At 45.2% G+C, this 13,810-nt stretch carries 10 protein-coding genes and 2 pseudogenes; all 12 read right to left on the bottom strand.

Features of this window, described 5'->3' with window-relative positions; translation table 11 throughout:
- The 12 genes and pseudogenes from MKY58_RS03590 to MKY58_RS03535 all read right to left on the bottom strand — a co-directional run bounded on the left by MKY58_RS03590 (window position 1) and on the right by MKY58_RS03535 (window position 13,797).
- Window positions 1–1,530 (bottom strand): hypothetical protein, encoded by a 1,530-nt coding sequence (locus MKY58_RS03590; RefSeq protein WP_339323490.1) that lies wholly within the window; start codon window positions 1,528–1,530, stop codon window positions 1–3.
- Entirely contained in the window at window positions 1,527–2,495 is a 969-nt protein-coding gene (locus tag MKY58_RS03585) for a hypothetical protein (RefSeq protein WP_339323489.1), read from the bottom strand. Before MKY58_RS03585 ends, MKY58_RS03590 begins: the two co-directional genes overlap by 4 nt.
- Before the next feature lie 1,050 nt (window positions 2,496–3,545).
- Window positions 3,546–4,353, bottom strand: a pseudogene (locus MKY58_RS03580) (DUF4317 family protein); the annotation flags it as partial.
- Window positions 4,354–4,546: 193 nt separating this feature from the next.
- Complete coding sequence (locus MKY58_RS03575) at window positions 4,547–5,155, bottom strand: hypothetical protein (RefSeq protein ID WP_339323488.1); 609 nt, start codon at window positions 5,153–5,155, stop codon at window positions 4,547–4,549.
- A gap of 4 nt (window positions 5,156–5,159) precedes the next feature.
- Window positions 5,160–5,897 carry a uracil-DNA glycosylase family protein gene (locus MKY58_RS03570; RefSeq protein ID WP_339323487.1) on the bottom strand — a complete coding sequence of 246 codons (738 nt, stop codon included), beginning with the start codon at window positions 5,895–5,897 and terminating at the stop codon, window positions 5,160–5,162.
- A gap of 359 nt (window positions 5,898–6,256) precedes the next feature.
- Window positions 6,257–6,816 (bottom strand): annotated as a pseudogene (locus MKY58_RS03565) (DUF4317 family protein); the annotation flags it as partial.
- Between the two features lie 869 nt (window positions 6,817–7,685).
- Window positions 7,686–8,876 (bottom strand): DUF4317 domain-containing protein, encoded by a 1,191-nt coding sequence (locus tag MKY58_RS03560; RefSeq protein ID WP_339323486.1) that lies wholly within the window; start codon window positions 8,874–8,876, stop codon window positions 7,686–7,688.
- Between the two features lie 234 nt (window positions 8,877–9,110).
- Entirely contained in the window at window positions 9,111–9,680 is a 570-nt protein-coding gene (locus tag MKY58_RS03555; protein WP_339323485.1) for a hypothetical protein, read from the bottom strand.
- Window positions 9,681–9,981: 301 nt separating this feature from the next.
- A complete protein-coding gene (locus tag MKY58_RS03550) occupies window positions 9,982–11,049 on the bottom strand; it encodes a glycoside hydrolase family 130 protein (RefSeq protein WP_339323484.1) in 1,068 nt (355 codons plus the stop codon).
- 62 nt (window positions 11,050–11,111) lie between these two features.
- Window positions 11,112–12,050 (bottom strand): DUF1861 family protein, encoded by a 939-nt coding sequence (locus MKY58_RS03545; protein WP_339323483.1) that lies wholly within the window; start codon window positions 12,048–12,050, stop codon window positions 11,112–11,114.
- A gap of 45 nt (window positions 12,051–12,095) precedes the next feature.
- Complete coding sequence (locus MKY58_RS03540; RefSeq protein WP_339323482.1) at window positions 12,096–12,935, bottom strand: carbohydrate ABC transporter permease; 840 nt, start codon at window positions 12,933–12,935, stop codon at window positions 12,096–12,098.
- Window positions 12,922–13,797, bottom strand: coding sequence for a sugar ABC transporter permease (locus MKY58_RS03535; protein WP_339325039.1), 876 nt, complete (start codon window positions 13,795–13,797; stop codon window positions 12,922–12,924). The genes MKY58_RS03540 and MKY58_RS03535 overlap by 14 nt, the downstream gene beginning before the upstream one ends.
- Between the last annotated feature and the right edge of the window lie 13 nt (window positions 13,798–13,810).

The following is a 13,810-nucleotide window of genomic DNA, read 5'->3' as shown; positions in this document are numbered from 1 at the left end:
TTACTGTCCTCCTAAATGGTTGAAATCAATTAAGGCTCTTACTTGGTGGGGCTCAACCTGGAAAACATTTTGGCTTATGTATTCAATTTTATAAGCCGTAAATGTTGCATCATTGGAATCCGGCAACCGAAACGTCATTTTTTGTTCTAGTTCCAATTTCCCGAGATTTGATTTTATAATTTCTTGAATGAGCAAGTTCCGGATAACCACACCGGCCCTATGGTGCGCACGGAATAAATCCTCTGCTTCCTTCCACAGTTTCTCTGCATGCTCTTCTAGTTTTACAAGTTTCATGATAGCTAAAAAATCGTTGTATTCCCGCGGCTTAATATTATCGTTTGAAGCCCAGTTCCTGAGGTTAATCTCATTAGCACGGGTCCCCCCATAATTCCGAAGTTTACGGCAGATTCTTTCCAACGGGTACTTGGCCGTATAAATGCGCAGCCTTTTTTTCCACACAGAATGACGGTGTCGTATCTTTTCGGCACGGTTTCCTAGAAATTCATCAGCCTTGGTTTGTATATAGTCTCGTCCGGTACCGGTTCGTATAAGCAAATAACTATCCGTTTCCAATTCATTAACAGAGCATTTTGATACCGATTCCTGTGATTGTAATGATATTGTCCATATATTTCTTATTGAATGATCCTCAAAAAAAATGCCCTTAGCATCTGTCAAACCAACCAATTTTGCACTGACACATTCCGGTGTGGTAAGAGCCGACCTTTCTGCTAAGCCTTTTTCAATTTTTTTAAAATCAATAATCTGGTCACTGACTTCTATCAATTCCAGGGAATCAGGACGACTTGGATTTTTAATGTTTATGCTGCAACCCTGTAACAAAGTTGAAATTTTTGACTGAGAACTAGTAAAATACTCCATTCTCGGTTCCCGGTACAATTGCCAGTCATACGATATGACCTCAATGATTGGGGAGCGCGGGCAGTTAAACAAATAATCTGGATACCAGTAGGTTGGCCCCAAAATGATAAGCCTGTCAAAAAAGAAATCCTTTTTTAGCTTTGAAGGCGTAACCACGGAAAAGAAATTCTCTCTTAAAAAAGTACGTTTTAATGTTGTTTCTATTGCGCTCAAGTCACTAGCAGTTTTTATGACCAAACCAGTGGAAATTTTATCTTTAAAGTTCCCCCATAAAAAATCCAATACAGGTTTCTCCGGGGAGGTTCGTAAGGAAGCATACTTTTTCAGTACGTTATCAATATCTTCACTCAAATCCTGGTACATCAGCTGGCATTGGCGTGACAGCCTGTTCACATCCCTGTCATTTATCAATTCGCTGTGCGCGGAAAAAGGAAGCGGACTGGACGATAGTATAAATCTGAATTTACGAAAATGTGTTAATAAGTCACTTAGGATAATGTCACTTTCATCCATATTTAGGGTTTTGTGCTCTAGCCTTTTTAACGATAACGAGTATTCAGCAAGCAGTTTCGAAGATACTTCATGAAATCGCAAGTTGTAATTATTTGACAGATCAAATATCTTGCTCACACTGGTCAGAGTATTCATCGCTCCTCCTCCCAATACAACAATTCAATCCCGCCGGGTATTGTCCCAAGGTCCAATCCAGAAGAAGGTACCCGTTTACTTTGAATGTATCTGTTGTTTACTTCCTGAACTGCAAGCTCGAATTGCGGCTCTGAACGGTCAAGAATAATTATGGAATTTGAATACAAAAAATCTTCATTCCAATTTAAATAACCATTTGAGCCTGAGTATAAGACCACAGAACTGGGGATCAAATTTATATCGGTTTCGTTCTTCCTTGCAAGCGAGGAAACAAATTGTGATTGATATGGATCTACGTTATGCTGAAACTGTCTAATTCGCAGCAAGTCATTTAATGAACCTTTTATCATTTGATTTTCTTCGTATACTGCAAACATGCTTTTTGTAATCTCATTCTCAAACTGTTCCTTCACCCCTACAAAACAAATTCTGGTACAACTTTGCTTGAGTATAGCTTGAGAATGCACTCCAAAAACAGCATTTGTTAAGCGGAAATCTTCAGCCATTGTCCGCCCTTTCTGGTTATTCGGCAACCGCTGGTTCTGGTTAGAGTTTATTTGTATGTCTAGTGCATCTTTCTTTGATATATACTCCGTTAAACCACCGGCTTTTGTTGATTGAGTTTGTATGAGTAGCCTTAGCTCTCCTTCATAATCTGCAACTCCTACAAACTTGGCTGTTAATACTCGGCTATTTTTTCTATACCAGACAGGAGTGTTTTTCTCAAGAGAAGCTATGGTTCGAAAATGGTCTTCCAATAAATCATCTGGAGAACTCTTCATGAATATTGAAGACAAGAATCCAACACCAATAAAAGGAGCAATATATGCCTTCGTAGGCAATGCTAAGGCCACTGTCCACCTTTTATTTTCTTCACTTCTCCTGGCTACTTCTTTTCCAAGAGAAATAAAAAAAACGGACCAGGCTGGAATAGGCGACCAGCGTCCAGCATCTTTATAATACATGTCTAGCCCCATTTTTTCCTTACCTCTCACTTGTTTCTTAGTATGGCCACTCATGATAAATGGCAAAATTAAGTACTTAAATAATGTGCCCACACCCTATGTCTTAAAGACTATATTCGACAGATTTTAGTTATAACCTCCTAGTATTTACCTGAAAATAATATCAAAAAAAGTTAAGTGCTAAATATTAATTCAAATATTCTGTTTAATTTTCGGGTAAATGTAAATCTCATTAAACAGAGTAACGAACAATTGCTTAGAACCAAACAATATATTGGTCGCATTTAGGAGAGGATGTTAAGAAAAAAGAATTGTAACGTTGGCTATGCTATGTAAAACATCAAGGTCTAACTTTCTTCTCGCATCATTAGATTCGGCAGTTAGGCCTTAAAGTACTGATCACTGGCAACATCAAGCTTGAGCGGCTCTACAAGGTGGCAAACAATAAAGCTAATGAAAGCATACCAATTTACTTGAAAGAACTATTTAACCTAACAAAATGCCTGAACAAGCATAACAGTAAGTTTCAGAATCTTTGCAACTCTACTCGGAAAAATGGTTATCGACATAGTACATTGCACAGAATGAGCATAAACCAATTGAAAAAAGGCTGGAGTCTCCATAAATTTCACCCATGCAGTATCTTGTCTCCATTTCCTAATACGATCATCATTTCGCCGATACGGAACGTAACCTTCACGACAACGTAACGAAGCAAGTCCTTGGTCGATTTCTTCTTCGTACTCCGTGATGCCAAGGCCTGCGCCGGGACTTCACGCGGGCAAAACCTCATCATTGTGCTTTTGGTTCAATTAGGCGGCTTCCATATGGTCGCCCTCCTTCACAAAAAAAAGGAAGGCTCTGCAGCACTTCCCTATAAAGTCACGGTATATGGTACTTCAGCTTTCAGGTGATCCGGCAGCTTATCCGTTAGCGTCGTTAAGTTCTCCTTCCATCTTAACAATAAACCAAACATAAAAAACTCCCCTTACGGTAGACAGGAAAAATCATAAAACCTGTCCTTCGTAAGGGGAGCATCTCATTATTGCTTCAATCCGACTTTTCCAACAACGTCTCCATACTCAGCGTAAAGCCCTCGATGAGGGCATCCTCGTCAACCTCAATCATAATGCAGCGTTTACCTTGGAAGCTCACCTGCTTAATATAACTTAAATCCTGTGGGCTGATGGTAATCGTGGCTACCTTGGTATCGATCTTGATCGATTTGGACGTGAATTTCGGGATCACGCTTTTCGCCTTCAGTTCATAGTTCTTATCGTCCACGATGGTTTCAAACGCCCGTTCCTCGGCTTCCTTGGTTACATTTTCTACGCCGCTTGCGGTCAGCACGCGTTCCACATGTATAATCCAGCTTCGGAGGTTCTTCCTCGTCCTGGTGGGATTCGATCACATGATGAATCTCCTCGTACACGTGTGCGATCGTGGCCGAGTCCAGCTGTTCACCCGCCACTTCCTTCACGATGTCTTCAAAGATCGCTCGCTCTTCCAGCGCCGACACAGAGCGTTCCGCATTCAGCACCTCGGAGATGAAACGCTCATTCGAATCATTCGATTTGCCCGTACAATAGAGGACCCGGTTCACGTCGGAATAATTGTCCGTCACGCTGGGATAAAAGAACCCTTCCTCCGGGGTGCTGAGCTTGATGATCGGATCTACAATGACATTGTACTTAAACTCTTTCTCCACATAGTCGAACAAGAGCGCCTTACGCTGCTTCTCCGTGAAGTTCACGCTGCATAGAATGAACTGATGCCCGAACACCTCGTCATTCCCTGTCTCCTCGGCTTCATCATTCCGCGCCTTGGTCGGCCGGTACTGGCAGGAAATCAATGACATGCCTCAGCCCATATGTATTTTTAGTGCTCCCGGTCCGTTAATGTTCAATCCATCCTGAAACAAAATCAAATCAATAACTCGTAGCGGTGACAAATTGTACTGTTAGGCCAATTGAAATATTGGTTCCGCAGCTGGTTCATCATTCAAATAATCTTGTAGAGCAAATATGTAAGCATGGTACTTGTAATAGTCTTCAATTCGGCCGCTTCCAAATACGGCTTTGCAAATATTTTGATCGAAGATGGGAAATAGCTCTGGAAGCATGAAATGAAGGAGCTTTGTCGTGGTCGGAAAGTTCAGCCGTTAATCGCCATATGATTGCATTAGCATGTTGAACAAATTGCTTAATCAATACAGGAGATCTCCCAAAGGCTGCGCCCAAAATCCGCTCGCCATGGTGCATGCCGATTATCAGATCATTTAGCCCACCTAAATAGGACTCGGTACCGACCTCCCATAATTTGCTGGTATGGAACAAGTTCTCCAAATCAGCTAGCTGGAGTATCGATTCACGATCCAACCGAACGACCGGAATCCGAGCAATCCAGGCAAAAACAAATGCCGTCTGCTCAATCCAGGCCTCCTCACTTTCATTAAATGGTCTCGTTTCATTGTAGCGATGTAGGATAACCGGATAAGACTTGCTATACCAAAAGCCTCGATCATTTTGACTCGTTGAATGAGACGACTGCTGCAATCCTTGAAGTGAATATCTGATCTTCTTTTGAGAAAATAGCCGCTTTAATGATTGGACTGCTTGCTCATAAGGGGCAATTTTTACTTCGTTCTTCCTCCTTACCATATTATTAATTTATGACAGAGATTAAATTAGACATACTTCCATCATCTGCTCGTTCTAAATATGCCTTGATTCGCAACCAGTCGGACTTTTGCTGTTCAAAAGGCCTGTTTCTCCGTCCTAAACTACCGCAATGGAAGACCGGAAATACTGCTGTATTCCTACCAACGATAATCGGTGATTCCCTTTCAACCAATTCCCTGAAGTTTACCCCTTTATAACCATACTCACGCAATAAGGACTTAGTCGCCTTTTCTCCCAATGTGACAACAACTTTGGGTTGAACAATCTCCTCAATAAGAGGCTTAAGAAATGTGGACACGCAGTTTCGAAACCACGATCCTCTCACTTTACCAGCTAGTCCGCCTTCTGTTTTCATGCACAAGATAGCATTTGTAAAAAATAAATCGGCATGTTTGTTTTTAGCGGTACTTTCGTCAATGTCCACGCCGGCAATATTTAATAATTGAATCAATGCTCGATTGGTTGAGCTATTGTCTACATTACATACCCCTTCTTGTTTCTCTAGCGTATTGAAATCCCCCCAATCCTGGCCGACAACCATCATTTTTGCATCCAAGCTGCCCTGCCACTCTGTCCAGTGCCCGATTTCATTCGTATCGAATCGCCCGTTCTGCGCTTGGCTCGGATTTATCAGTTCACACTGCGCAGAATCGCACATCGTGCAATTCTTCCGTTGATTGACCAATGCATGGTACGCCATTTGTTTGTCCGTGATACTCATACGATCGCTCCTCACTTTTGATATATATTCCATCAATTGCCATACCCAATCCACCTAATCATACAGCGTCTTAAATCATCAGGATAGATTCAAATTGTATGGTACAATCCTATTCTTCGATATTCGTAGAATTGGAGTTGTTTTCGCCACCGGCAGCCTGGTGTTCGTCATCCTTTACAAAACTTCAGCTCTCAGGTGATTCAGCAGCTTATCAGTTAGCGTCGTGGAACCGCTCCTTCCATCGTAAAAAAATGCTTCCCTCACGCTAGACAGGCGAATCATAAAGCCTGCCTTCGTAAGGGGAGCATCTCCCTAATCTACTGGTGTAACCTATGCAAATTTCAAAAGCACTTATCCCTTCACTCCGCCTTTTCCAACAACGTCTCTGTCGTAAGCGTAAAGCCCTCAATAACAGCATCCTCGTCAACCTCAATCATGATGCAGCGTTTGCCCTGAAAGCTCACCTGTTTAATATACCTTAAATCTTGTGGGCTGATCGTAATCGTGGCTACCTTGGTCTCGATCTTGATCGATTTGGCGTGAATTTCGGGATTACGCTTTTCGCCTTCAGTTCATAGTTCTTATCGTCCACGATGGTTTCAAACGCCCGTTCCACGGCTTCCTGGGTCACATTGTCTACGCCGCTTGCGGTCAGCACGCGTTCCACATCGGTATAATCCAGTTTCGGAGGTTCTTCCTCATCCTGGTGGGATTCAATCACATGATGAATCTCCTCCTACACGTGTGCGATCGTCGCTGAGTCCAGCTGTTCACCCGCCACTTCCTTCACGATGTCTTCAAAGATCGCTCGCTCTTCCAGCGCCATTGCCCCTTCGAGAATGTACGATAATTTTATAACTATGAATAAAAGCAAAAATCAATACATGAAAGTAGAGTTCAAGTATTCGAACCATACTGTAAGTAAGTTCTACTCTCTTATCCCTAAAACCAGTAATACTCCCAATCCATTCCCTGGAATGTATGGCGATTGGAGAAGGAATAAATTTAGATATTTATATAATTATTTACAGTTACTAAAGTTTTCGTTATGGTTGTAATAAAGGTGGTGGAATATGGTAAAAAAAATAAGCGCTCTTATTGGAATATTTTCAATAATGATCATCGCTTTTTGGGGTACAGATTATCTACTTTATATTTTATATATCAAAAAAAGCAAATTGTTCATTCCTTGCTTTATCTTATTTTTACTAATGATGTCACTGTTTTCAGGAATAATAACTAAATTCAATCTAGCAAACAAAATAATTGCATCTAGTATAGTGTTTTTTTCCGTCTTTATCAGCCTAGTCATATTGAGAGTTACACTTCCTTACTTATAAAATTGTTAAACAATCATAAAAAAGGAACGGGGAATCGGTAGTGATTACCGGAGATTAATCGCAAAAAGGCTGCTTTACAGTAATGGATCTCTCTACCGCAAAGCAGCCTGTACTTATCTTTAGGAAAAGAACATAAATTGATTACGCCGCGCTTCGGCGACCTGCGGAAGGGTGATCACCTCACCGGCCCGGCCTTAAATAACAAAAGGTCAATAACCGCCTCTCAATGGGCGTTTTTTTCGTCCTCAATAAGTCTTACGCTTTTTAACAACCTCGACTGTATTGATTTGACCGAAATACTTTAGCAATATCAGTATCAGCATATAGAGAGTGATAGCTCTATATTTTAATCTGGGTTAATACTAAGGCTTTAAAACCCCTCACGTTAGACAGGAGAAATCATAAAGCCTGCCTTCGTAAGGGGAGTATCTCAAAATCACTTATCCCTTCACTCCGCCTTCTCCAATAACGTCTCTGTCGTAAGCGTAAAGCCCTCAATAACAGCATCCTCGTCAACCTCAATCATAATGCAGCGTTTACCTTGGAAGCTCACCTGTTTAATATATCTTAAATCCTGTGGGCTGATCGTAATCGTGGCTACCTTGGTATCGATCTTAATCGATTTGGACGTAAATTTCGGGATCACGCTTTTCGCCTTCAGTTCATAGTTCTTATCGTCAACGATGGTTTCAAAAGCCCGTTCCACGGCTTCCATGGTCACATTTTCCACGCCGCTTGCGGTCAGCACGCGTTCGACATCGGTATAATCCAGCTTCGGAGGTTCTTCCTCATCCTGGTGGGATTCGATCACATGATGAATCTCCTCGTACACGTGTGCGATCGTGGCCGAGTCCAGCTGTTCACCCGCCACTTCCTTCACGATGTCTTCAAAGATCGCTCGCTCTTCCAGCGCCGTCACAGAGCGTTCCGCATTCAGGACCTCAGAGATGAAACGCTCATTCGGATCATTCGATTTCCCCGTACAATAGAGGACCCGGTTCACGTCGGAATAATTGTCCGTCACGCTGGGATAAAAGAACCCTTCCTCCGGCGTGCTGAGCTTGATGATCGGATCTACGATGACATTGTATTTAAACTCTTTCTCCACATAGTCGAACAAAAGCGCCTTCCGCTGCTTCTCCGTAGAATTCACGCTGCATAGAATGAACGGATGCCCGAACACTTCGTCATTCCCTGTCTCCTCAGCTTCATCATTCCGCGCCTTGGTCGGCCGGTAGTATTGTCCGCGCACGAACGTTATGACGGTATCCCGTTCATAGGTCGTGTCCGCCATCATTTTCTCTACGAGCAGCAGCATCAGATCCTGCCACTCCTCCGGATCGCCCGTCTGGATCGCTTGGTGAAGCAGCACCCGCGAAGGGTCTTTCTGGTCTTCCGTCTCCTCCGTAAACTTAAGCTCGAACAGCTTATGATCCAATTCGCCGGTCAGCAGCTTTTTGAAATTGCCCATGTACAGCTCCTGCTTCTCCCGGTCCACTAACCCAAAGGGACTCCGCTCCCAGTGATAAATCTCGTTCGTTTCCTTCATAATGTACACGTTCAGAATATCGTAAATTTGCATCAAATGATTATCCAGCTTAAACTGCTTGCGTATGTGTGCGACTTCTTTCTTGTTCATGGTTCGTCAGACAACTCCTAGAAAGTAAATTGGCTCTACCATATCGAATGAATTAAATTTTTTACTTGTCATTCCATGATCCACAGGGAATATCCGTTTCAAAGATGTGACTTACTTTAATTCAATCTATATAGTATAAACGATATAAAAACCCTCCGCTAGAAGGGTTACGCGTCTTGCTTCTTTTCTCTATTTTATAGCCATCTGCCTTGCCGCAACGAGAGCTATTTTTCCTCAACATGTACTACGCCGTAGTTCATAAAAATACTGCACAACGGGATGCTTTAACTTCATCTTCTCGGACATGTTCAAAATCCGTTTTTTTCCGATTCGTCTGTCGACCAAAGCCAGAATATTCAATAAAATATCTTTGCTCTCGATGCTTTCTTCAATAGAAGTCGATAAAAATTGAGTAGCGACAGCGACAAAATTGGATTTGCTTAATGACGCCTGCGCCGCCAAAAGCTCCTTGGCATATTCCGATATTTTCCGGTTTCTTGCAATGACTTTCAGACGATCCTCCGGAACGTTTCCTTTGGTATCCTTTCTGACCGCTTCCATTTCTTCATCGCTGATCGGAATTTGGATATCGGGGTCATTTTTAATTTCGAGCTCCGTCTGGTACCACCTTATTGAACTCGCTTTATCATTCATTCGGAGTACGTCCTTTTTATCTACCGAAATATAACAAAGCCCTGCTTTATCAGGCAAATAACGATAACCGGTTGCTCGGTATTCAACCCTTCCATCTAACGCAGGACAGAGAAAACTCTCCAGCTGCTGCTTCAATTTACTCCAGGACATGGTTCCTCCTATATTTTCAAAACCTACAGATCCGATTTGCGGCTGTCAGGCTTTCTTTATTGAAAAATAATATCTCGTTTCATTGCGCCTCTTGTTCAGTATGAATAACCCCCTGCCAAAAAACAACCCACAAAGTTTGCACGGGCATCCTCTTGTCGTTTCGTTCTGCGGGACTGTCCCCATCGCCGTTACTGTTATTCCTTTACAACGGGTCTTGTAAGGCCAAGGGTCAAACGGTAGACGTTAAAAAGAAGCCTACAGATCATATATCTGAAGGCTTCCTCCATTGTACTTATGCCAGTCATTCCCCTACGGGGTCAAGACTCTCTAATATTTCGCTAAGGCTCAGCTCGGCGCACGCCATGGACGTGTCGGCCACTCCGTAATACATCCGAACGACGTCCCCGTGAACCGTCGCGCCGCAGGAGAACACCACCTCGCCAAAGAATCCATTGGTTTCATAATCCGTTTCGGGCTCCATCACCGGCTTGCCGGAACGGGCGATGACTTTGGACGGATCATTCAGGTCCAGCAGGACGGCTCCCATGCAGTACCGGTGATCCTGGGTCGCTCCGTGGTACAGTTCAAGCCAGCCCTGTTCGGTTTTGATCGGAACGGCTCCGCCGCCGATACGTCCGCTGTCCCACATGCCTTGACGTAAGCCGATCAGATGTTTGTGGTTGCCCCAATACAATAAATTGTCTGATTCGGCGATCCAAATTTCGGGGCGGCCTACGCTTTTGGTTGTCGGACGGTGCAGTGCGTAATACTTGCCGTTAATTTGCTCAGGGAAAATGATCACGTCCTTATTGTCCGGTCCAAAGATAAGGCCATGATGGGTCCAGGTCCGAAAATCCTTCGTTGATACCATCGCTTCCCCGATGCCTACCGGCGATACGGCCGAGAAATAAATGTAATAGGTGTCCCCGATTTGCGTAATCCGCGGGTCTTCGATCCCGAACGCCTCCAGCGGGTTGGAAGGGTAAATGAAAGGCTTATCCTCAATGGTGAAATGATGTCCGTCCTTGCTGCGGGCGATCCGCAAATAAGACAAGGACGTGAGGTATTCAAACGCCGGAGCGTTGGTTTTTTTCACGATGACCCGGGGGTCGGAAAAATCATAGCTTTCATCATCCAAACGGATTTCCATGAGATCCAGATCCTGTTTCGCCGGATTGTAGACCGGAGCCAGCACAATGCCCGGGTCAGGGCTGACCGGGCGCTCCGCAACGCGGAGCAGCAGGATCGTTTCGCCGTTATATTCGGCCACCCCGGCGTTAAACGTACCGATCACTTCAAAGCCTTCACGATGGGGATGGACGTCAGCCGGCGTAATCAGCGGATTCTGTTCATAACGGTATATATTCATGGCATTTAGCTCCTTGTAGTCACTTTAGTTCATGAAATAAAGTCAGGGGTTTCATTCCGGCGTTATTCGAATTTGGCAAAAGGATCGTCAATCACGATACGCTGCGCGTCGGCGTCGCCGATCCCTGCGTAAAGCACGGCAGATCCGTCCTCCTTGCGGATAAGCCCGCCGCTAAACACAACGTCCTGCAGATCCGGGCGCTTGGACGGTCCAGGCAGAAAACGGTCGCGTACCGCGATGAGCTCCATATCCGTAAAGGTCAAGTCGCTCGGGCTGAGCACAAATGCCATCGGATAATAATGACGGTCACCGCTTGGATCGTAGCAAGCCGCATGCCCCAGCACGCCTACCCGTCCGTCCTTGAGAAGATGGGCTTCATTCGCTCCTCCCCATTCGTCGTCGGTAAATTGTCCTTCCAGCAGCGGAGCATCGTTAATGACCTGAAGGGTCAGCTTTTCCAGGGATGGAACCTTGGCAAACCCGATTTTACCGCGGCCACCTTTCTTGCCCTGCGGTCTTGTAAAAATGCCGATGCTGCCGTCCTTCAGCTCTACCAGGCGGAGATCCTTCATGCCGTCCGGTCCTTTGAAAAATTCCTTCAGCCCGTTAACGGAGCTCCCTTGGTAAAATACGGTGCGCCACATCAGCGCATTTTCTTTCCCGGGATGCGGATAAATCTGCACGCCGCCGACGATCAGCTTTCCGCCGATCCGGGTATGAAACGGATCCTGCAGATCGAATACCGGCGCGCCGGCTCGCGGCAGCCATTTTCCGTCCCGCTCCACAAAAAACATCACCTGGGAATGCTCGCTGTCCCGCGGCTCAACGCGTCCGAGAAGCACCAATTCCCCTTCATCCTCAAAAGGAGCTGCAATATTGTAGACATCCTTGTTTCCTATCCCGTCAAACACTAACCTTTCTGCCTGCTCAGCTCTCGCCTGCTTGCTGTTATAGGAGGCCAGCAGGGCCGAGCAGGTCAATGCTTCTCTTTGTATACTCATGGTTTCTTCCTCCAAATCCAGTGTCCAATAACTTCTCCTATCTGCTTACTTCAAACTGAACTGCATGCCCTCCTGAAACTTCTTGCCGAAAATGATAAACATCATGATAATCGGCAGCGTCAGCAGCGTGGATGCCGCATAAAGCGGACCCGGATACGAGCCGTAAGGGCCGAACATTTGCGAAATGAGCACGTTCAGCGTGAGCATCCGGTCGCTTTTCACGACGATCATATCCCACAGCAGCTCCGTCCACCGTTCCATCAGCAGGAACAGGAAAATGACGGTGGTGATCGACTTGGACATCGGCAGCATGATCTTATACATGATCTTAAGGTCCGAGGCCCCGTCCAGGCGGGCGGCTTCGATAAAGACCGTCGGTACGGCTTTAAAGAAATTAGTATACATAAAAATCGCCCATAAACTGACGGCTTTAGGCAGAATCAACCCCAAATAACTGTCGTACAGTCCTACTCTCTGAATGATCAGGAACGTCGGAATCAAAAGAATAATCGCCGGGAAAAACATATGGAACAAAACGAAGTTGTTGATCGCGTTCCGTCCGAAGAAATTCAGCTTGGACAGCGCGTAAGCGACCATCACGCCGAAAATCATCATCAGTACCGTGGAAGCAAGCGAAACCATGACGCTGTTCAGAAAAGCATGCAGCCAAGGACGGGGAATCCCCGTTTCCCCGCCGGTAAACAGCCACTCATACGATTTCAGGCTGTATTTCGTCGGGAGCAGCTGCTTATCGATGTGCGCCCAGTCGGCAAAAGAGTTCAGCACCATATACAGGTACGGGTAAACCATCACGAGGAGCAGGATCATGGCGAGCGCATACCGGACCGTGCGTCTGATGCCGCGATTTCGATTAGACCCAACCATTTCTTTTCCCCCATATCTCCAGTAATTTGCGAATGATAAAGATCGAAATAAAAGTGGCGACCGAAGCGAGCAAGGCTACTGCCGACGCATAACCGGCCTGCAGGTTCGTAAATGCCTGTTTGAAGATTTCCATCTGCCAGGTGTTGGTCGCATTGTCGGGGCCGCCGCCCGTCAACTGATACACCTCGGTGAAAATACCGAACGTGACGCCAAATGCCAGAATCAGCGTTGTATAGAGCGACGGATACAGCAGCGGCAGCGTAATGCGCCAGAAACGCTGACGGTCGGTAACGCCGTCGATGGCAGCTGCCTCGTACACTTCCTTATCGATGCTTTCCAGGCCCGAGGTCAGGATCAGCGCATAATACCCGGTGAATTTCCAGGCCAGAATCAGGCCGACAATACATAGCGCAGATAATGGCGTGCCCAGCCAGTCGATATCGAGCCCCATTTTTCGCAAAAATACGTTCATCGGGCTGGTGTAAGAAAGAAGTCCCTTGGCAATAAGCGATGAAACAACGCCCGAGGACAGGTAGGGCAGAAAAAAACCGATCAAGAACAGGCTTTTAAAGCGCGGCAGACCGTGCACCAGCACGGCGACGGCCGTCGCCAGCACCGTTACAATCGGTACGAAAATAATCATAAACTTATAAGTCACCCAGAAGGCCGAATGTACGCTTGGCGATTTTAGGGCATTCGCAAAGTTCTCGATCCCGATCAAATTAAAAGTCGGAGCGATCAGATTCCAATCCGTGACGGACAGGAAAAACGACCAGATCAGCGGTCCGAAAAAGAAAATAAGCGAATAGATAAGGTAGGGGCTGGTAAATAACCAGCCCATTTTATTGTTTCTATGGTCCATCATCGGTCATCCT

Source organism: Paenibacillus sp. FSL W8-0194 (genome assembly GCF_037969745.1).
GTDB classification, from domain to species: Bacteria; Bacillota; Bacilli; order Paenibacillales; family Paenibacillaceae; genus Paenibacillus_AQ; species Paenibacillus_AQ cookii.
Note: the sequence above shows the minus strand (reverse complement) of the source record. Positions and strands in the feature narration are given on the sequence as shown.

Excerpts from the sequence above, each read along its gene's own strand:
- MKY58_RS03560 (WP_339323486.1), bottom strand. The coding sequence starts at position 8,876 with ATGAACAAGAAAGAAGTCGCACACATACGCAAGCAGTTTAAGCTGGAT.
- MKY58_RS03545 (WP_339323483.1), bottom strand. The coding sequence starts at position 12,050 with ATGAGTATACAAAGAGAAGCATTGACCTGCTCGGCCCTGCTGGCCTCC.
- MKY58_RS03575 (WP_339323488.1), bottom strand. The coding sequence starts at position 5,155 with ATGGTAAGGAGGAAGAACGAAGTAAAAATTGCCCCTTATGAGCAAGCA.
- MKY58_RS03590 (WP_339323490.1), bottom strand. The coding sequence starts at position 1,530 with ATGAATACTCTGACCAGTGTGAGCAAGATATTTGATCTGTCAAATAAT.
- MKY58_RS03550 (WP_339323484.1), bottom strand. The coding sequence starts at position 11,049 with ATGAATATATACCGTTATGAACAGAATCCGCTGATTACGCCGGCTGAC.
- MKY58_RS03585 (WP_339323489.1), bottom strand. The coding sequence starts at position 2,495 with ATGTATTATAAAGATGCTGGACGCTGGTCGCCTATTCCAGCCTGGTCC.
- MKY58_RS03570 (WP_339323487.1), bottom strand. The coding sequence starts at position 5,897 with ATGAGTATCACGGACAAACAAATGGCGTACCATGCATTGGTCAATCAA.
- MKY58_RS03535 (WP_339325039.1), bottom strand. The coding sequence starts at position 13,797 with ATGGACCATAGAAACAATAAAATGGGCTGGTTATTTACCAGCCCCTAC.
- MKY58_RS03540 (WP_339323482.1), bottom strand. The coding sequence starts at position 12,935 with ATGGTTGGGTCTAATCGAAATCGCGGCATCAGACGCACGGTCCGGTAT.
- MKY58_RS03555 (WP_339323485.1), bottom strand. The coding sequence starts at position 9,680 with ATGTCCTGGAGTAAATTGAAGCAGCAGCTGGAGAGTTTTCTCTGTCCT.